Annotated in this window: 17 protein-coding genes and 2 pseudogenes; 10 read left to right on the top strand and 9 right to left on the bottom strand. The window is 69.9% G+C overall.

Features of this window, described 5'->3' with window-relative positions; all coding sequences use genetic code 11:
- The first annotated feature begins 79 nt into the window (after positions 1–79).
- Together STSP_RS30465 and STSP_RS30460 are read left to right on the top strand one after the other, a co-directional pair.
- On the top strand, positions 80–835 hold the full coding sequence (locus tag STSP_RS30465) for a hypothetical protein (protein WP_067284234.1): 756 nt from the start codon (positions 80–82) through the stop codon (positions 833–835).
- Between the two features lie 227 nt (positions 836–1,062).
- On the top strand, positions 1,063–2,526 hold the full coding sequence (locus STSP_RS30460) for a cation:dicarboxylate symporter family transporter (protein ID WP_067284233.1): 1,464 nt from the start codon (positions 1,063–1,065) through the stop codon (positions 2,524–2,526).
- 209 nt (positions 2,527–2,735) lie between these two features.
- Here STSP_RS30460 and STSP_RS30455 read toward each other — a convergent pair whose 3' ends face one another.
- On the bottom strand, positions 2,736–3,194 hold the full coding sequence (locus STSP_RS30455) for a MarR family winged helix-turn-helix transcriptional regulator (protein WP_067284232.1): 459 nt from the start codon (positions 3,192–3,194) through the stop codon (positions 2,736–2,738).
- Between the two features lie 156 nt (positions 3,195–3,350).
- On the opposite strand from STSP_RS30455, the gene STSP_RS30450 reads away from it, so the two are divergent.
- Positions 3,351–5,150 (top strand): ABC transporter ATP-binding protein, encoded by a 1,800-nt coding sequence (locus tag STSP_RS30450; RefSeq protein WP_067284231.1) that lies wholly within the window; start codon positions 3,351–3,353, stop codon positions 5,148–5,150.
- 43 nt (positions 5,151–5,193) lie between these two features.
- The gene (mltG, locus tag STSP_RS30445; protein ID WP_067284230.1) at positions 5,194–6,036 is read left to right on the top strand and encodes an endolytic transglycosylase MltG; all 843 of its coding nucleotides are present in this window, start codon (positions 5,194–5,196) and stop codon (positions 6,034–6,036) included.
- Between the two features lie 130 nt (positions 6,037–6,166).
- Here the strand turns inward: mltG and STSP_RS30440 are convergent, their stop codons facing one another.
- Positions 6,167–7,291 (bottom strand): NAD(P)-binding domain-containing protein, encoded by a 1,125-nt coding sequence (locus STSP_RS30440; protein WP_232789851.1) that lies wholly within the window; start codon positions 7,289–7,291, stop codon positions 6,167–6,169.
- A gap of 96 nt (positions 7,292–7,387) precedes the next feature.
- Between STSP_RS30440 and STSP_RS30435 the strand changes: the two genes are divergently transcribed.
- Positions 7,388–7,810, top strand: a complete 423-nt coding sequence (locus STSP_RS30435) for a secondary thiamine-phosphate synthase enzyme YjbQ (protein ID WP_067284229.1) — start codon at positions 7,388–7,390, stop codon at positions 7,808–7,810.
- Positions 7,811–7,942: 132 nt separating this feature from the next.
- Here STSP_RS30435 and STSP_RS30430 read toward each other — a convergent pair whose 3' ends face one another.
- Positions 7,943–8,527 carry a TetR/AcrR family transcriptional regulator gene (locus tag STSP_RS30430; RefSeq protein ID WP_067284228.1) on the bottom strand — a complete coding sequence of 195 codons (585 nt, stop codon included), beginning with the start codon at positions 8,525–8,527 and terminating at the stop codon, positions 7,943–7,945.
- Positions 8,528–8,549: 22 nt separating this feature from the next.
- On the opposite strand from STSP_RS30430, the pseudogene STSP_RS30425 reads away from it, so the two are divergent.
- A pseudogene (locus STSP_RS30425) lies at positions 8,550–9,101 on the top strand (zinc-binding dehydrogenase); the annotation flags it as partial.
- Positions 9,102–9,746: 645 nt separating this feature from the next.
- Here the strand turns inward: STSP_RS30425 and STSP_RS30420 are convergent.
- A complete protein-coding gene (locus STSP_RS30420; RefSeq protein WP_067284227.1) occupies positions 9,747–10,151 on the bottom strand; it encodes a DUF5997 family protein in 405 nt (134 codons plus the stop codon).
- Between the two features lie 72 nt (positions 10,152–10,223).
- Between STSP_RS30420 and STSP_RS30415 the strand changes: the two genes are divergently transcribed.
- Complete coding sequence (locus STSP_RS30415; RefSeq protein ID WP_078067627.1) at positions 10,224–10,997, top strand: LysR substrate-binding domain-containing protein; 774 nt, start codon at positions 10,224–10,226, stop codon at positions 10,995–10,997.
- A gap of 27 nt (positions 10,998–11,024) precedes the next feature.
- On the opposite strand, the gene STSP_RS30410 is transcribed toward STSP_RS30415, so the two are convergent.
- The 3 genes from STSP_RS30410 to STSP_RS30400 all read right to left on the bottom strand — a co-directional run bounded on the left by STSP_RS30410 (position 11,025) and on the right by STSP_RS30400 (position 13,634).
- Positions 11,025–11,720, bottom strand: a complete 696-nt coding sequence (locus tag STSP_RS30410; protein ID WP_067284263.1) for an HAD family hydrolase — start codon at positions 11,718–11,720, stop codon at positions 11,025–11,027.
- A 79-nt stretch (positions 11,721–11,799) separates the two neighbouring features.
- On the bottom strand, positions 11,800–12,282 hold the full coding sequence (locus STSP_RS30405) for an Lrp/AsnC family transcriptional regulator (RefSeq protein WP_067284225.1): 483 nt from the start codon (positions 12,280–12,282) through the stop codon (positions 11,800–11,802).
- Positions 12,283–12,521: 239 nt separating this feature from the next.
- The gene (locus STSP_RS30400; RefSeq protein WP_067284224.1) at positions 12,522–13,634 is read right to left on the bottom strand and encodes a Gfo/Idh/MocA family protein; all 1,113 of its coding nucleotides are present in this window, start codon (positions 13,632–13,634) and stop codon (positions 12,522–12,524) included.
- 104 nt (positions 13,635–13,738) lie between these two features.
- On the opposite strand from STSP_RS30400, the gene STSP_RS30395 reads away from it, so the two are divergent.
- Positions 13,739–14,056 carry an ArsR/SmtB family transcription factor gene (locus tag STSP_RS30395; protein ID WP_067284223.1) on the top strand — a complete coding sequence of 106 codons (318 nt, stop codon included), beginning with the start codon at positions 13,739–13,741 and terminating at the stop codon, positions 14,054–14,056.
- 173 nt (positions 14,057–14,229) lie between these two features.
- Here the strand turns inward: STSP_RS30395 and STSP_RS30390 are convergent, their stop codons facing one another.
- Positions 14,230–15,096 (bottom strand): alpha/beta fold hydrolase, encoded by an 867-nt coding sequence (locus STSP_RS30390; RefSeq protein ID WP_067284222.1) that lies wholly within the window; start codon positions 15,094–15,096, stop codon positions 14,230–14,232.
- 108 nt (positions 15,097–15,204) lie between these two features.
- The gene (locus tag STSP_RS30385) at positions 15,205–16,209 is read right to left on the bottom strand and encodes a helix-turn-helix domain-containing protein (protein WP_067284221.1); all 1,005 of its coding nucleotides are present in this window, start codon (positions 16,207–16,209) and stop codon (positions 15,205–15,207) included.
- Between the two features lie 90 nt (positions 16,210–16,299).
- On the opposite strand from STSP_RS30385, the pseudogene STSP_RS30380 reads away from it, so the two are divergent.
- Both STSP_RS30380 and STSP_RS30375 read left to right on the top strand, forming a co-directional pair.
- Positions 16,300–17,330: pseudogene (locus STSP_RS30380) on the top strand (saccharopine dehydrogenase family protein).
- A 191-nt stretch (positions 17,331–17,521) separates the two neighbouring features.
- Positions 17,522–17,746: a heavy-metal-associated domain-containing protein gene (locus STSP_RS30375; protein ID WP_067284220.1), complete on the top strand. Its 225-nt coding sequence runs from the start codon at positions 17,522–17,524 to the stop codon at positions 17,744–17,746.

Raw genomic sequence — 17,746 nt, 5'->3', positions numbered from 1 at the left:
GGCAAAGAATCGGCCTGCATACGAGCCCGGACGCTGGGGCAGGCAGAACGGTGGGGTACGCGGTGCGACCATGGAGCCCATGCGTGGAGCTGGTGCGGTACGAACGGCGGTTGCGGGAGCGGCCTGTGGTGTCCTTCTCATGTCCCTCACGGCATGTGGCGGCACGGGTGACGCAGGGGGCGCGCAGAAGGACAGCGCGACCCAGAGCGCGACCCCCGGATCAGCACAGCGTGCCGACGCGCGTGCCGTGGACCTGAAGCGCATCCCCGATGTGGGGGACAGGCTGCAGTCGCAGATACCCGCCAAGGCCCGCCAGGTCGTCGCCGTTTACGGGGAGGGCAAGGACTCGGCGGACTCGACCGTCGTTCTGTACACGAAACACGGCAGCACCTGGGACAGGACCCGCAGCTGGGACGCTCATAACGGCAAGAAGGGCTGGACCACCGACCACCACGAGGGCGACAAGCGCAGCCCGGTGGGCGTCTTCACGCTCACCGACGCGGGCGGCGTCCTGCCGGACCCCGGCGCGAAGCTGCCCTACACCGCGTCGGCGTCCTTCCAGGCCCCGCACTACTGGGCCAAGTCGCACTGGCACGACTTCGACTACGTGATAGCCATCGACTACAACCGCGTCAAAGGCACCTCGCCCAACGACCCGACGCGCCCCGAAGGCCAGTCGAAGGGCGGCAGCATCTGGCTGCACATGGACCACGGCAGCGGTACGTCCGCCTGCGTCAGCCTCTCCAAGTCAGGCATGAGGTACCTGCTGCGCATCCTGGATCCGGATCAGCACCCGGTCATCGTGATGGGCGACAAGACCGAGCTGAAGGCATAGACACAGCGTCCGTCGAACCGTCCTCCCTCCCACAGCTAGCCCCGGGCATCGTCCAGAAGCCCGGGGCTCCTCCTTGTCCAGAACTCAGCTGACAGAGCATCAAATCGGAGGTGATGCCGGAATTTACATCGATGTGACATGGAGGTTCCTTACGGAGGTGCTTGCTCGGGAATAGTGACGCGCCGCGGAAGCAAGTTTCCGCATCCCAGAAACCGATAGGAGTCCCCGTGTCGCCGTCCGTACCGTCCCCGCCGCGACGCGTCGCACGCATCTTGCGCACCTCTCTGTTCGCGCAGGTCGCCTGCGCACTTGTGCTCGGAATCGTCGTCGGAAAGCTGTGGCCCGGCGTGGCCACGGATCTCCAGCCGCTCGGCGACGGTTTCACCCGGCTGATCAAGACGATCATCTCGCCCCTGGTGTTCTGCGTGGTCGTCGTCGGTATCGCCAAGGCCGGTGACCTGAAGGCGTTCGGCCGGATCGGGCTCAAGGCCCTGATCTGGTTCGAGGTCGCGAGCACGCTCGCCCTGCTCATCGGGCTCCTCGCCGCCAACGTCGTCCAGCCCGGCTCGGGGATGAACGTCGACCCGTCCACGCTGGACAGCTCGGCGGTCGACGCGAAGACGGGCGGCGGTTCACTGCCCTCGACGACCGAGTTCATCCTGAACGCGCTCCCCACCAGTTTCATCGGCGCCTTCGCCGAGAATTCCCTGCTCCAGGTGCTCCTCCTGGCCTGCCTGGTGGGCGCCGCGCTGCTGCACCTCGGCCACACCAAGGTGCCGCAGGTCCTGCCCGCCATCGAGCAGGCCCAGGAGATCATCTTCGCGATCGTCGGCTTCGTGATGCGGCTGGCGCCCATCGCGGTGTTCGGTGCGATGGCCGTCCTGATCGGCCAGTACGGGCTCGGCGTGATCGAGACGTACGCCAAGCTGATCATCCTGTGCTACGCGGCTGCGGCGTTCTTCATCGCACTCCTCGCCATCGCCCTCCGGGTGACCACCGGGCTCAGCCTCTGGAAGTTCCTGCGCTACATCCGTGAGGAGATGCTCCTCGCGCTGGGGACCGCCTCCACCGAGTCCGTCATGCCGCGCGTGATGCAGAAGCTGCGCAAGGCCGGCGCCCGCGACGACGCCGTGGGCCTGGTGCTGCCCACGGGGTACTCCTTCAACCTCGACGGCGCCTCGCTCTACCTGTCCATCGGCACGCTGTTCATCGCCCAGGCCGTGGGCGTGGACCTCAGCCTGAGCCAGCAGATCACCGTGATCCTGGTGCTCATGCTCACCAGCAAGGGCATGGCGGGCATCCCTGGTTCGGCCTTCCTCGCCCTGGCTGCGACCGCCTCCTCGCTGGGGGCCATTCCTGCCGGAGCCGTCGCCCTGCTGCTGGGCGTGGACCGCATCATGGACTCGATGCGCGTCGTCACCAACCTGCTCGGCAACTGCGTGGCCGTCTTCGCGGTGTCCCGGTGGGAGGGGGCCCTCGACCAGGAGCGGGCCAAGAAGGTGCTGAACGGTGAGGTCGGCTCCGCGCCGGAGGCGACGGACGACGCCGACGAGGCGGATGAGGCTCAGGACGCGGCGGACCAGGCCGCCTCGCCGGTCGTGGCGGAGGGCGCGGCGACCGCTGTGCCCGACCAGGCGGGACCGCCGTCCGTGGAGGCCACGGCCAAGGATGCCGCGCCCAAGGCGGGTTGAGAGACCCCGCCGAGACCAGTCGAGAGACCCGCCGAAGCGGGGCGCGGCGATCAGTGAAACAGGCGAGGGCCCGGCCACTGTGCCGGGCCCTTTGCCGTGCCCTTGCCGGACACGGCGAGTACGCAGCCGGCGCCGCCGTCGTGGCGCACCGCTCCGCCCGGGGCGCGTTGACGGACGCCGACGGGGGCGCGATGACGGACGCCGAGAGATCAGCAGCCGCGTGCCTCCGCGTGAGGTGCCCCGTCGATCAGCGCGGACAGCAGGCCCGCGAGCATCTCCCGCTGTTCACCCGACAGCGGGGCAAGGATGTCCTCGGCGGCAGCCCGGCGCGCGCTGCGCAGCTCCCGCAGCGCTCGGCGACCGGCGTCCGTGAGCTCGATCCGTATCACCCGCCGGTTGGTGGGATCCGGGACGCGGCGCGCCTGTCCGCTTGCCTCCAGGCCGTCCACCAGCGTCGTCACGGCGCGCGGCACCACCTCCAGACGCTCGGCCAGATCGGCCATACGAGGCGGGGAGCTGTAGTGCACGAGGGTGCGCAACAACCGGGACTGCGCAGGCGTGATGCCCAGCCCGCACTGCTCCAGGTGGCGCTTCTGGATGCGGTGCACACGGCGGGTCAGCCGCAGAAGCTGCTCCGCGAGCAGGCCGTCGGCGTCGGGGGTGCTCATACCGGGAACGATATCAGGACCTCGTTCATTGTGAGTATAGGTAACAATGAGCTACGCTCCCTTCGTTCGCTGCTGTCGGCCTGTCCGGTCGGCTTCCGCAGCAGCCGCACACCCGTGCCCGCACGCTCGTATTCAGTCGCACACCCGTAGGAGCCCATGCATCCCGACGAACCCACCTGGACATCCCCGACGCCCGACCCGGATCAGCCGCGGCAGGTGCGCCGCATCCTCCGGCTCTTCCGGCCCTACCGCGGCCGCCTCGCCGTCGTCGGGCTGCTCGTCTGCGCTTCATCGCTGGTCTCGATCACCACGCCCTTTCTGCTGAAGGAGATCCTCGACACCGCGATCCCGCAAGGCCGCACGGGCCTGCTGAGCCTGCTCGCGCTCGGCATGATCCTCAGCGCCGTCGTCACGAGCGTCTTCGGAGTACTGCAGACCCTCATCTCGACCACCGTCGGCCAGCGTGTCATGCACGACCTGCGCACCGCCGTCTACGGCCGGCTGCAGCGCATGTCCCTCGCCTTCTTCACCAGAACCCGGACCGGCGAGGTCCAGTCCCGCATCGCCAACGACATCGGCGGCATGCAGGCGACGGTCACGTCGACCGCGACGTCGCTGGTCTCCAACCTCACCAGCGTCGTCGCGAGCATCGTCGCGATGCTCGCCCTCGACTGGCGGCTGACCGTCGTGTCGCTGCTCCTGCTGCCGGTGTTCGTGTGGATCAGCCGGCGCGTCGGCCGCGAGCGCAAGAAGATCGCCACCAAGCGGCAGAAGCAGATGGCCGCGATGGCCGCCACCGTCACGGAGTCGCTCTCCGTCAGCGGCATTCTCCTCGGCCGCACCATGGGTCGCGCCGACTCCCTCACCCGGTCCTTCGCCGACGAGTCCGAGCACCTGGTCGACCTCGAGGTGAAGTCGAACATGGCGGGCCGGTGGCGCATGGCCGTCATCACGATCGTCATGGCCGCCATGCCGGCCGTCATCTACTGGGCCGCGGGCGTCGCATCGCAACTCGGCGGTCCCTCCGTCTCGATCGGCACCCTCGTCGCCTTCGTCTCGCTCCAGCAGGGCATGTTCCGCCCCACCGTGAGCCTGCTGTCCACCGGCGTCCAGATACAGACCTCGCTCGCGCTCTTCCAGCGCATCTTCGAGTACCTCGACCTGCCGGTCGACATCACCGAGCCGGAGAAGCCGGTCCACCTCGACAAGGTCGTCGGTGAAATCCGCTTCGAGAATGTCGAGTTCCGCTACGACGACAAGAGCGGGCCGGTCCTGGACGGCATCGACGTGACGGTCCCCGCAGGCGGCAGCCTGGCCGTCGTGGGCCAGACAGGCGCGGGCAAGAGCACCCTCAGCTACCTGGTGCCCCGGCTGTACGACGTCACGGGCGGCCGGGTGACCCTGGACGGCGTCGACGTGCGCGACCTGGACTTCGACACGCTCGCGCGCGCAGTCGGCGTCGTCTCGCAGGAGACTTATCTCTTCCATGCGTCGGTCGCCGAGAATCTACGGTTCGCCAAGCCCGACGCCACGGACGAGGAGCTGTACGCGGCGGCCAAGGCCGCCCAGATCCACGACCACATCGCCTCGCTGCCCGACGGGTACGACACAGTCGTCGGCGAACGCGGCCACCGCTTCTCCGGCGGTGAGAAGCAGCGACTGGCCATCGCCCGCACCATCCTGCGAGACCCACCCGTCCTGATCCTCGACGAGGCGACCAGCGCGCTCGACACCCGCACCGAGCATGCCGTGCAGGAGGCCATCGACGCTCTGTCCGCCGACCGGACCACCATCACCATCGCGCACCGGCTGTCCACGATCCGGGCCGCCGACCAGATCGTCGTGCTCGACTCCGGGCGCGTAGCGGAGAGCGGCACACACGACGAACTGCTCGAGCAGGACGGGCGTTACGCCGCCCTCGTCCGCCGAGACGCCCAACTTGAGCCGACAAGATGAAGATATGCCGGGTTTGTTGTGATGTGAGGGTTAACGTGCCCGCATGCAGACCAACACTCCGCGACGGAGAAGGACCCGACTGACACGCCGGGGCCGGATCGTCCTCATTGCGACCGGAGCCTGCGTGGTGGCCGCCGCCGTGGCGGTTCCGCTGCTGCGCGCGGACATCGGCAAGACCAAGCCCGCGTCGCTGACGATCCCCGAGGGATGGCGCACCAGCCAGGTGTACGCCGCCATCGACAAAGCCCTCGGCGTGCCCGCAGGCACCACCAAGAAGTCGATTCCCAAGGCCAAACTGAAGCTTCCCCCCGACGCACGGGGAAATCCGGAGGGGTACCTTTTCCCCGCCACGTACCCCCTGAACAGCAAGTCGACCCCTGAGTCCGTGCTGTCGTACATGGTCAAGACGGCCACCGAGAGGTTCAACGGAGAGCAGCTGACCGCCGGGCCGCAGCGCAACCCGATGAGCCTCTACCAGACCATCACCATCGCCAGCATCGTCCAGGCCGAGGCCGAGACGAAGGACGACATGGGCAAGGTGGCCCGGGTCATCTACAACCGGCTGAACAACGGCATGCCGCTGCAGATGGACTCCACCATCAACTACGCGATGAACCGCAACACACTGCGGACCAGCGAGAACGACACCCAGATCGACAGCCCCTACAACACCTATATGCGTATGGGGCTGCCTCCCACGCCGATCGCCAACCCCGGCGAGGACGCGATGCTGGCGGCGATCAGCCCGCCGGCGGGGGACTGGCTGTACTTCGTGACGGTCAAGCCGGGCGACACCCGCTTCACCGCCAGCTTCGAGGAACAGCAGAGGAACGTGGAGGAGTTCAACCGACTCCACCAGAGGCGGAGTTCGACGCAGAACAGCTGAGCGAGGGCCGACGGGATTCCCGGTCCGGCCCGCGATCCGGGCAGGACCGGGACCGGCTCTCATGACCGGGACCGGCTTTCACAACCAGACCGGCTCTCATGACCAGGACCCGGCCGGCGCGCGTCAGGCTTCAGGCCGCGACGTCGACCGCCTCCTGGGCCAGCAGCCTTCGGATGTCCCTGACCGCGGCTCGACCAGCCCTGTTGGCGCCGATGGTGCTGGCCGAAGGCCCGTATCCCACGAGATGGAGCCGCGGGTCGGCGGCCACGCGAGTGCCCTCCATACGGATACCGCCACCCGGCTCGCGGAGCCGCAGCGGTGCCAGATGGTCGATCGCGGCACGGAACCCGGTTGCCCACAGAATCACGTCGGCGTCGATGTGGCGCCCGTCGTCCCACTCCACGCCGTCCGGGGTGATCCGGTCGAACATCGGCAGCCGGTCCAGGACGCCGTCCGCGCGGGCCTTCCGGATCGCGTCGCTCAGCGGCAGGCCGGTCACCGAGACGACACTCCCGGGCGGAAGCCCCTGCCGTACGCGTTCCTCGACAAGGGCGACGGCCGCCCTCCCCACGTTCTCGTCGAAGGGTTCCTCGCGGAAGATGGGAGGGCGGCGGGTGACCCAGCTGGTCGCAGCCGCATGGGGCGCGATCTCCATAAGGTGCTGAGTGCCCGACGCTCCACCGCCGACCACGATCACCCGCTGCCCGGTGAACTCCTGAGGACCGCGGTACTGCGCGGTGTGCAACTGCCGTCCGCGGAAGGTCTCCTGGCCGGGGTAGCGCGGCCAGAACGGCCGGCCCCAGGTGCCGGTCGCGTTGATCACCGCCCGCGTCGACCAGTTCCCCGCCGAGGTCTCGACGAGCACCCGCCCGGCTTCTCCTTCGCGCACCGCGTGTACGTCCACCGGCCGCCGTACCCGGAGGTCGAAGGTCCGCTCGTAGGTGTCGAAGTAGGCGCCGATGACCTCCGACGAAGGTCGCGAGGGGTCCGCGCCCGTCAGTTCCATGCCCGGCAGCGCATGCATCCCGTGCACCTTGCCGTAGGTGAGGGTCGGCCACCGGAACTGCCAGGCGCCGCCGGGACGCGGTGAGTGATCGAGGACCACGAAGTCACGGTCCGGCTCGAAACCGGTGCGGCGCAGGTGATAGGCGCTGGACAGACCCGCTTGTCCGGCGCCTATGACGACCACGTCCACCTGTTGTGCCACGTCCTCGTCCACCTGTTGTGCCGCGTCGCGCGACTCGATGTCGTTCACGCTTCTACCAACTCGGGCGGAGTCCGGGATCTTCCCGACGGTTCCTGGATGTGAGCCACACAGCGAGCGGCCGCTTCGTTGAGCGAGGATGAAGACATGTCCGATGCCTTCACCACGCGTGTCCTGAACGTCGCCACCGGTTCCCGGGAGACCGTCATCGACCTCACCCGCGACTGCGAGAGCTTCCTGAGGGATGCCGCGGGCGGACGCGACGGCCTCCTCAATGTGTTCGTGCCGCATGCAACCGCCGGCATCGCGGTGATCGAGACGGGTGCCGGCAGCGACGATGACCTGCTGGCCGCACTGCACACCCTGCTGCCCGCGGACGACCGCTGGCAGCACCGCCACGGCAGCGCCGGTCACGGCCGTGACCATGTGCTTCCCGCCCTCGTCCCGCCCCACGCCACGTTGCCAGTGATCGGCGGCAGCCTGGAGCTGGGCACCTGGCAGTCCGTGTGCCTGGTCGATACGAACAGGGATAATCCCAACCGTCAGGTGCGGCTGAGCTTCCTTGGCTGACGCATTGGGGCTCCAGCGGTGGCGTGCTGTCGATCCTCTCCCTCCTGGACAGTGGGGTGTTCACCGAGGAGAAGGTGAAGGCCGTGCGGGCCGCGCTCTGCTCGTGAGGGCATGCGCGGCCCGGCTGCCGGTTCAGTTCTTGATGGTGGCGGCGATGAGGTACTGAAGCTGCGCAGCGGTGCGGTCCAGGGGTTCGGTGCTGCGCTTGGCGCGGCACAGGGCTACGGTGCCCTCGACGGCCGCGACGATGAGCGTGGCGACCTGGGCGGCCTGCTCGGCTCGGGCGCCGTGTGCCCGCAGCGAGTCGGCGAGCAGGTTCTCCCACTGCTCGAAGACGTCGGCCGCGGCTGCCAGGGCTGGCGGGACCTCGTCGGCTGGCGGCTCCTCGATGGCCACCGCCAGGACGGGGCAGCCGGCGTGGAAGTCGCTCTCGAAGACGATCCTGCGCCACAGGGCGAGGAACGCCGCGAGCCCGGCGGCCGGTCCCGCCTCGAGCTCCTTTCGCAGGCTGCGGGCCACCCACTCGCCCGAGTAGCGGACGGCCTCCGTGGCCAGCTGCTGCTTGCCCTCGGGGAAATAGTGATAGGTGGAGCCCAGTGGCGCCTTGGCGTGCTTGGCCATCTCCCGGATGCTCGTGGCGCTCAGGCCCCGCCGGCTGATCATGTCGGCAGCGCCGGCGACGATCCGCTCGCGGGACGGCGTACTGCTCTTGGCCACCCGTGCACTCTCCTCTGGCTATAACGATCGTCATAGTCTAGCGTGGCCTGTCGTTATGACGGTGAAGGCCAGGCCCGGAGCCCGCGTCCTGGTCGTCGCCCGCGGCAGCATTGGCCTGTATGTCTGCGACATCGCCCGTGCGCTCGGCGCCTCCGAGGTGCTGTACGTCGACCCCGACCCGGAACACCGCGCGCTCGCCGAGAAGTTCGGAGCCCCCTCAGCAGAGACGGTCGAGCCCGTCCGGCACGGCTTCGACATCGCGGTCGAGGCCACAGGCCGTGTCGACCAGCTCGCCCTGGCCGTCAGGTGCCTTGCCCCGGAGGGCGTCTGCGAGTCGGCGGGCAACCACTTCCGGCCGGGCGAGCTGCCGCTGCTCGACATGTACCTCACCAGCGTCACCCTGCGCATCGCCCGCGACAACGTCGGGGGGCACATCCCCGACGCCCTCGAACTCGCCCGCTCCGGCAAGGTCGACCCCGCCCGGGTCGTCTCCGACGTCCTCGACTGGGAACAGCTGCCGGACGCACTGCCCGAGAAGCACCTCAAGCCCGTCTTCGTCCGCAACGGCGGATGACCGCGTCGCGGCCACGACCCACCACGCCCCCACCGAGAAACCCGATGAGCGCACCGACCGAATCCCCCGCGGCCAACCCCGCCCCTGAACGACCGACAGGAGAGGAACTGGACCACCAGCGCGCGGCGATCACCGCGCTGGGGCACGAACTGCGTGCCCTGGTGGACGCCACCGTACGCACCGATGCCCCGGTCGAAGCCCTGGAACGTCTGACGGACGAAGTCCGCCGCTTCACCGTGCAGTTGACCGGCCGACGGCGCGTACGGGCGGAGATCCCGGTCGTGGACGTATTCCCTGCGGGTCATTGCCCACGTCACCGGCACCGAGGAGCGGAAGGTCTTCGTGACAGGCTCGATCAGCACCGAGGAGGACCCGTCGGTCGCCATGGTCACGGCAGACGGTGTCTTCGTCTCACCCGACCCCGCCCGCACCCGCGCTCTGTTCCCGAACACGCCGTGACGCCGGGCCGCCGCCCGTGGTGAGCGGCGGCCTGCGACAGCAGCCGGTCAGCCAGGCTGGCCGTGCGGGAGGACCTGCCGATGGTGCAGTGGCCCTGCAAGTCAGGTCCGCCTATCGTTCCTGGCGGGCGTAGGCGTTGCCCGGCCTGTCGGCCTGGGGGTTCCGCGGCACCGACCGGCCTGCGGGTCAGGAACCCGGTCGGCCGGACTGGTCGTCGCGCTCGGCCTTCTGCTCCTTGATGCGCGCCGCCTCCTTCCGGACCTCGGCCTGGGTGGCGCGCTCCTTCTCCAGCCAGTCGGGACGGTCCCTCTTCAAGGCGTCGATCTGCTCGGTGGTGAGGGGTTCCGTGATCCCGCCACGTGCGAGACCCGAGATGGAGATGCCCAGCTTCGCCGCGACCACCGGCCGGGGGTGCGGGCCGTTGCGCCGCAGCTCGCGCAGCCACTCGGGCGGATCGGCCTGCAGCGCGTTCAGCTCGGCGCGCGAGACGACACCCTCCCGGAACTCGGCGGGGGTGGCCTCGAGGTACACACCCAGCTTCTTCGCCGCGGTCGCGGGCTTCATCGTCTGGGTGGTCTGGTGCGACTTCATGGTGTCCAGGGTATCGAGCGCCTGCGCGACCTCCGACCACGACCGGTGACCGGCGACCGGTAACCTGGCGGAGTGACAGGCTCGGAAGAATCCCCCTCGTTCCGGCTCGCGTATGTCCCCGGGGTGACGCCCGGCAAGTGGGTGCGGATCTGGAACGAGCGGCTGCCCGAGGTCCCGCTGAACCTCATCGGGGTGTCCGCCGCCGAAGCATCCGATGTGTTGCTGCGCGGCGGCGCTGACGCCGGTTTCGTGCGGCTGCCGGTCGACCGGACGGTCCTCAGCGCGATCCCGCTCTACACCGAGACGACGGTGGTCGTGGTCCCGAAGGACCATGTCGTGGCGGCGGTCGACGAGGTGTCCGCCGAGGATCTGGCCGACGACATCGTGCTGCACCCCCTCGACGACGTGCTCGACTGGGAGCGTCTGCCGGGACGGCCCGCGATCGAGCGCCCCGCCACGACGGCGGACGCCATCGAGCTGGTGGCGGCAGGAGTGGGACTGCTCGTCGTGCCGCAGTCACTCGCCCGTCTGCACCACCGCAAGGACCTCACGTACCGGCCGGTCACGGACGCCCCCGAGTCGCGCGTCGCGCTGTCGTGGCCCGAGGACGCGACCACCGACCTGGTGGAGGACTTCATCGGGATCGTCCGCGGGCGGACCGTCAACAGCACGCGAGGCCGCCGCACGACCCCGGCCGCGACCCCGGCCCAGCCGAAGCGGCAGCGACCCGATTCCGGCGGGGCGCGGCGGAACCCCGCAGCCGGCAAGTCCGGGGGCAAGAGCCCCCGGAGCGGTTCCGGCGGCCCGAAAGGCGCCAAGCGCGGCAAACCTCGCCGCCGGTCGTAGCGTCCGGCACTTCTGGCGCGGGCACGTTCACGGCGTCGTCGGAGTGAGCGCAAGCCACTCGATCGCGGCCTGCGCGGTGAACTCGTCCTGTCCGCCGCGGAAGAGCAGTCCTGCCGTGGCGAACAGGGCATCGCCCGCCTGTGCCGCGACGTAGGGGATCGCGATGCACCGCATGCCCGCCGCATGCGCCGCGGCGGCCCCGGGCGCGGCGTCCTCCACCACGACGCAGCCCGCCGGTTCGGCACCGATCCGGCGGGCGGCCTCCAGGAAGACGTCCGGTGCGGGTTTGCCGTGTGCCACCTCGTCCGCCGATACGACGACGGGCAGCAGCGTGGCCAGTCCGGCGCCGGACAGGATCGCCTCGATGGCCTCGCGAGAGGATCCCGAGGCCACGGCCATCTGGACACCCGCGACGTGCAGCCGCTCCACGAACTTCCGCATCTCCGGGTAGACGGGCGTGGAGATCCGGGCCAGTTCCAGATAGCGGCGGTTCTTCTGTGCCAGCAGCTCGTCGAGCGGTGCCGTGAGCCCGAACCGCTCCTTCCACAGGGCGATCGTCTCCTGTGTGCCTATGCCCACGTACTGCTGGTGGTCCTCCCAGGTGAAGTCCGTGATGCCGTGCTCTCCAAGAACATGCCGCCCGGCTTCGAAATAGTTCGGCTCGCTGTCTACGAGCGTTCCGTCGAGATCGAATATGACCGAGGTGGTGGCGTCCTTGCTCATGCCGTTCAGCATGCCAGGGCGTGAGCGCGAGGGTACGGGCGACTGAGAGGGTGCTGGCCACTGAGACGTACGGGCGCGGTCAACGTGCCGCGCGAGGCGACCGGCCGATCGACTCCACGAGCGGCAGCAGGCGATGCGGCACCCGCTCGCGCAGCGCCACCTCCGTGCGTGTGCGCACCACGCCCGGCAGCTGGATCAGCTGCTGGATCACGTCCTCCAGGTGCGCGTTGTCCCGCGCGACGACCCGGGTGAGCAGGTCGCCGCCGCCCGTGATCGAGAACGCCTCGATGATCTCCGGTACGCCGGCCAGTGCGTCGCCCACCTCGTCGAGATGGCCCTGGGTGACCTCGATGTGCACGAAGGCGAGCACCGGGTGGCCGAGCGCGGCGGGGGAGAGCGAGGGGCCGGTGCCAGTGATCACCCCGTCCCGCTCCAGCCGGTCGAGGCGGGCCTGGAGCGTGCCCCGTGCCACGCCGAGGATCCGCGCGTATTCGCGAGCGCTCGTACGCGGCTGCTCCAGCAGCAGCCGCAGAATGCGGGTGTCCAGCTCGTCCACGGCCATGGCCCGTGGGTCTCCTCCCGGTCGGTGACCAGCGCGTATGACGGTACCAATGGCGGCCGGGGACACCTTGTCGACAGCCGGAGGACGCCGGCGTGACGGATGAGGCCGCATCGACCCCGGCTGTCGCGCGGTGCCCCGGCAGCCGGGCCAGCTCACCGCTGCCGGAGCCGACGTCCCGCGCGGACGCCGCTGGTGAACGCGACGCTGCGGTAGCCGCCGACGCTTCGGTGGACGTACGGTCAGACGCGCTCGGCCGCCCGCTCGATCCGGTCCAGCAGCCGGTGGTGCCGGGCGGCGTGCGCGAAGTCGGGCACGTCGGAGCTGCCGTCCGTCAGGTCGCGCTGGATCTGTGCATAGGCGGCGCCGACGTTGTACGCCGGAGTACCGCGCAGCTCGTTGAGCGCAGGATCGAAGTACCGCTCGGGAACAGCGAGTCGGCTGAGCTTGGCATCGGATCCGTGCGCCCCGTCGATGCTGAACTCGCCCATCTGCAGGTGCCCGGTGTCGCCGGTGACGACCAGGTCCCCGTCCGTTCCGTTGATCTCCCAGTGGAAGTTGGTGCCCCGGGACAGGCCGCCTCGGTAGTGCACGGAGACCACCGCGCCGGAGGAGAGCACTCCGCCGAGCACCACCTGGTCGGCCACATTCGGCCGGAAAACCCGGCCGGTCTGCGGGTCCTGGACCTCGCGGTGTCGAGTAGCGGTGACCGTGGTGACCTCCTCGACATTGCCGAGCACCATGGTCAGTCCATCCAGGGTGTGCCCGAACGGGATGGTCAGCATGGTCGCGCCGTTGGCGCGGTCCAGCAGGTATGCGCCGCCCTCCGGGAACAACGCTCCCCAGCTCCCGCCGGACGCCACCACGCTGGTCGAGAGCACCTCGCCGACATAGCCGTCAGCGACCAGGTCGCGCAGATAGCGCACGGCGGGGGCGGACCGCGCCTGCAGCCCGGTGAAGGTGCGCAGTCCGCGTTCGGCGGCGGTGGCAGCCAGCTCCTCGGCCTCGGCGAGCCCGTTGCCCAGCGGCCACTCGGAGAGCACCGCCTTCCCTGCGGCCAGGGCGGATTGGATGATCTCCCGGTGGTTCGGCACCTTCACGGTGACCACCACCAGGTCGACCTCGTCGGCCGCCGCCAGCTCATCGGCCGTTCCGTAGGACCGCGCGACTGCGTACTTCTCCGCGGCCTGCCGCGCGGACTCCGGGCTGCTGGCGGACAGCGCGCGCAGCTCGAAGCCGTCCAGCCGTTGTAGCGCGGGGAGGTGGGCTCGGGAGGCCCAGCCGCGCCTGGCGGAGAGACCGACGATGCCCACCCCGATGGGGGCCTGCTGGAATGACGCCTGGGACGAGGACACGGTTGAGCTCCTTCACGGCGCGATAGACTGTTCGACAAGCGACGAACAATCAGGAGTGTACGAAGTTCGTCGAACAATCCGCAATCCCTTGCCAGGAGCACCCGATGGCGGCTTCCGCACCCGAACACATCCACCCTCGCGAGGTTCCGCTCGCCACCGCCCTGGCTGCCCTCGCCGACCCGGTGCGCCTCACCCTGGTCCGTGAGCTCGCCGCAGCCGAGGACTGGGAGCGCCCGTGCGGCAGCTTCGACGTGCCCGTGCGCAAGGCGGCACTCAGTCACCACTTCGCCGTGCTGCGCCAGGTCGGCCTCCTCGAACAGCGCGACAGAGGCCAGCGCCGCTACAACCGCCTTCGCCGTCCCGAGTTCGACGAGCGCTTCCCCGGCCTTCTCGACCTGGCCCTCCGCACCGACCTGGACTGAGCCCCGACTCGGATGCTCCACCTGCACCCCGCTTTCGACCGTCTGCTCTCGGGGCTCGCCCCAAGTGCGAGTGCTGCGCAGTTTCGAGCTCCAGGCCCCTGCGGTGGCGCAGGGCGGCCGCCTCGATGCGAGCAACGAGCGGGGTGGCCGCCACGCCGGCGCTGTCCCGACTGCTACTGAAGATCGGCCAGGAAGCCGCTGACCGCGGCCCGGAAGCCCTCCGGGTCCTCGACCCACGGCAGGTGCCCGGCGCCGCTCAACACCGTCCGGGACACCCGGGGCAGGGCCTGCTCCAGCGAATCGACCGCCCAGCCCGGCCGGATGTCCTCGGCCCCGTTCACGATCAGCACCGGCACGTCCAGCTTCTCGCATGCCGCCCGCAGATCTGGCGTCCCCCAGGTGCGCTTGTTCTCGGCGTTGATGGCCGCGTTGCACTCGAAGTTCACCCCGAGCCAAGGCGTGGCCATCCGCTCGGCGTGCTCGAGTGCCCGCTCCCGCTCGGCGAAGTCCGCCGACCACTGCAGCACGCAGAATTCCCGGTCCTCCGCATCCGTCCGCTTCCGGGCTTTCAACGCCTCCCAACGCCCCAGTCCGCTACGGATGTTGGCGCGCAGGTTCCGCTCGTAGACCTCGTGCCAGCTCGCGCCCCGGTCGATTCCGGTGCCTGAGACGTAGACCAACCTGCTCACACGCTCGGGGTGTTCCAGGGCGTACCGCAGCGTCAGCTGGGCGCCCCACGAGTGGCCCAGCAGCGCCATTCGGCTCAGCCCGAAGCGCCGGCGGACGGCGTCCAGGTCGGCCACGGACCGGGCGACCGAGTACGGCCCGCACCGCTGCGACCGGCCGCACCCGCGCTGGTCCCAGCGGTGCACCGAGACCCGCTGCGCCAGCAGTCCGGAGACCTCCTCCAAGGTGTCCCACAGCCCCGGGCCGCCGTGGCAGAAGACCACAGGATCGCCCGCACCGGCCCGGGTGGCCCACAGCCGAACGCCGTCTTCGGTCAGCACCGTTTCGTCCACGCCTGCACGTCTGGCTCGCATGGAGGGAGTCTGGCTCACATGGAGCGTTGGGGCGACGGCCCCGCGGTGGTGACTGACCGCAGGTGAGCCGCCGAACGGCTCCTCCTCACGGCCTCACGGCCTCATGGCTCAGGGGCGCTGGTGGTATCGCCCGCTGTCGTTCGGGCCGGGGCGGGTCCGCGAGCGGAAGGTGCGGCGGTAGGCGTCGGGAGGCACTCCGACCGTGCGGTTGAAATGCCGGCGCAGCGTTGTGGCGGTGCCCATGCCGGTGGCCGCCGCGATGGTGTCGACGCTGTCGTCGGAGGTCTCCAGCAACTCCTGGGCGTGGCGGATCCGCTGAGTGAGCAGCCATTGCAGCGGGGTGGTACCGGTCACCGACCTGAAATGGCGGCCCAGGTTGCGCGAGCTCATCCGTGCCTGGCGGGCCAGGTCCTCCACGGTCAGCGGCTGGTCCAGCCGTTCGATCACCCAGGGGAAGAGTTCGGCGAGCGGGTGGTGGTCCGGGGCGGGCGCCGGGGTGGTGACGAACTGGGCCTGGCCGCCGTCCCGGTGCGGCGGCACGACCAGGCGGCGGGCGACGGCGTTGGTGACCGACGAGCCGTGGTCGAGGCGGACGAGGTGCAGACACAGGTCCATGGCGGCGGCTTTGCCGGCGGAGGTGAGCACGCTGCCGTTGTCCACGTAGAGGACGTCCGGGTCCACCTCCACCTCGGGGTAGCGGGCGGCCAGGACTCGGGTGTGTGCCCAGTGCGTGGTCGCACGCCGCCCGTCGAGCAGGCCTGCGGCGGCCAGCACGAACGCGCCCGTGCAGAGGGAGGCCACGCGTGCGCCTGTCTCGTGGGCCGCGCGCACCGCGTCGACCAGGTCGGCGGGTGGGTCCTCATCGACGTCGGCCCAGCCCGGGACGATCACGGTGTCGGCGCCCGGGAGCTGGTCGAGGCCGTGGTCGGGCTCCAGCCCGAAACGGCCGGCCCGCACGGCGCCCGGCCCGCAGACGACGAGGTCGTACCAGGGGCCTGCCACGTCGGCCGGGGCGGCGGCGAAGACCTCATAGGCGATGGACAGTTCGAAGTGCAGCATCCCGTCGGTGACGGCCAGCGCGACAGTGGTCACGTCCGGAATTGTGTGGGTCATGGCGTTCCGGACACTCGTGTAGGGCGCCCGCCATCGACAGGATGTCCACGACAGATCGCAACAGATCATTCGAGTGCGGGGGAGGAACCCATGGGATCGGGGCTCGAGGTGGCGGTGTTCGGGGCGTACGGGCACACCGGGCGGTTCGTGGTGGCGGAGCTGCGGGAGCGCGGGTTCGTCCCGATTCTCTCCGGGCGCGACGCCGACAAGCTGAAGGTGCTGGCGGAGTCTCATCCTGGACTGGATGCCCGCCCGGCGTCGGTCGGTGACCCGGCCTCGCTCGACCGCGCACTGGCCGGTGCGGCGGCGGTGATCAACTGCGCCGGGCCGTTCGCCACGACGGCCGCCCCCGTGATCGAGGCGGCACTGCGCGCCGGGATCCCGTATGTGGATGTGGCGGCCGAGATCGAGGCCAACGTCGATACGTTCGCGCACTTCGCGGACCGCGCCCGCGCCGCAGGAGCGGTGATCGTCCCTGCGATGGCCTTCTACGGCGGCCTCGGCGACCTGCTGACCACGGCCGCGATGGGCGACTGGACGACGGCCGACGAGGCGCACATCGCGTACGGGCTGAGCAGTTGGCACCCCACCTCCGGGACGCGTGCCGCGGGCGCGGTCTCCCGGCAGCGGCGGGGCGGCCAACGCGTCCGTTACACGAACGGACGGCTGGAGTACCGCCATGACGAGCCGCCGACCCTTCAGTGGCCCTTCCCCGACCCGATGGGCACCCGGGCCGTCATCGGGGAGTTCACGATGGCCGATGTCGTCACCGTTCCCAGCCATCTGTCCATCCCCGAAGTGCGCACCTATATGACGGTCGAGGCGGCCAAAGACCTTTCCGCCCCGGACACACCGCCGCCGGCCCCGGCCGACGAGCGCGGGCGGTCCGCGCAGACCTTCCTCGTCGATGTCGTCGTGCGCTCCGGTGGCAGCGAGCAGCGCGCTGTGGCGAAGGGCCAGGACATCTATGCCATCACCGCGCCGCTCGTGGTGGAAGCGGTTGACCGCATCCTCACGGGGGGACCAGGACGGTCGGTGTCGCCTCAGCCGGCGCGATCTTCGACGCGCCCGACTTCCTCCGCGCACTGTCCTCGCACATCTCCCTGGAACTGCGCCCGTAGCGGGCAGACGGCCCACGAGCGGCGCAGGTCGACCTTGCGGTCATTGAGCCGGGCCGCTCTGCTCAGCTGAAAAAAGGGCCGGGTGTCGGCCGGTGGAATACCCAGGGGGGGTATAGTGTTGGGCGTATCGGCAGGGGCGGCGGGCCACAGCCAGCCCGCCCCGCACTACGCACGCACCTGAGGAAGAAGCCATGACCTCCGAGAACGTCACCACCGTCTACAAGGTGTCCGGTATGACCTGCGGCCACTGTGAGGGCGCTGTCACCGAGGAGCTCTCCGCACTGGACGGCGTCACCGCGGTCAAGGCCGTCGCCGCCTCCGGCGAGGTTACCGTCACATCCGCCGCTGTCCTCGACGAGGAGGCCGTGCGCGCCGCGGTCGACGAGGCCGGCTACGAGCTCGTCGGCCGGGCCTGA

Origin of the sequence: Streptomyces jeddahensis (genome assembly GCF_001642995.1) — a bacterium.
GTDB classification, from domain to species: domain Bacteria; phylum Actinomycetota; class Actinomycetes; order Streptomycetales; family Streptomycetaceae; genus Streptomyces; species Streptomyces jeddahensis.
This window is presented reverse-complemented; position numbering and strand designations above follow the sequence as displayed.

Coding starts and splice junctions, on each gene's coding strand:
- STSP_RS30465 (WP_067284234.1), top strand. CDS start 80: ATGCGTGGAGCTGGTGCGGTACGAACGGCGGTTGCGGGAGCGGCCTGT.
- STSP_RS30455 (WP_067284232.1), bottom strand. CDS start 3,194: ATGAGCACCCCCGACGCCGACGGCCTGCTCGCGGAGCAGCTTCTGCGG.
- STSP_RS30450 (WP_067284231.1), top strand. CDS start 3,351: ATGCATCCCGACGAACCCACCTGGACATCCCCGACGCCCGACCCGGAT.
- mltG (WP_067284230.1), top strand. CDS start 5,194: ATGCAGACCAACACTCCGCGACGGAGAAGGACCCGACTGACACGCCGG.
- STSP_RS30435 (WP_067284229.1), top strand. CDS start 7,388: ATGTCCGATGCCTTCACCACGCGTGTCCTGAACGTCGCCACCGGTTCC.
- STSP_RS30420 (WP_067284227.1), bottom strand. CDS start 10,151: ATGAAGTCGCACCAGACCACCCAGACGATGAAGCCCGCGACCGCGGCG.
- STSP_RS30410 (WP_067284263.1), bottom strand. CDS start 11,720: ATGAGCAAGGACGCCACCACCTCGGTCATATTCGATCTCGACGGAACG.
- STSP_RS30405 (WP_067284225.1), bottom strand. CDS start 12,282: ATGGCCGTGGACGAGCTGGACACCCGCATTCTGCGGCTGCTGCTGGAG.
- STSP_RS30395 (WP_067284223.1), top strand. CDS start 13,739: ATGGCGGCTTCCGCACCCGAACACATCCACCCTCGCGAGGTTCCGCTC.
- STSP_RS30390 (WP_067284222.1), bottom strand. CDS start 15,096: ATGCGAGCCAGACGTGCAGGCGTGGACGAAACGGTGCTGACCGAAGAC.
- STSP_RS30385 (WP_067284221.1), bottom strand. CDS start 16,209: ATGACCCACACAATTCCGGACGTGACCACTGTCGCGCTGGCCGTCACC.
- STSP_RS30375 (WP_067284220.1), top strand. CDS start 17,522: ATGACCTCCGAGAACGTCACCACCGTCTACAAGGTGTCCGGTATGACC.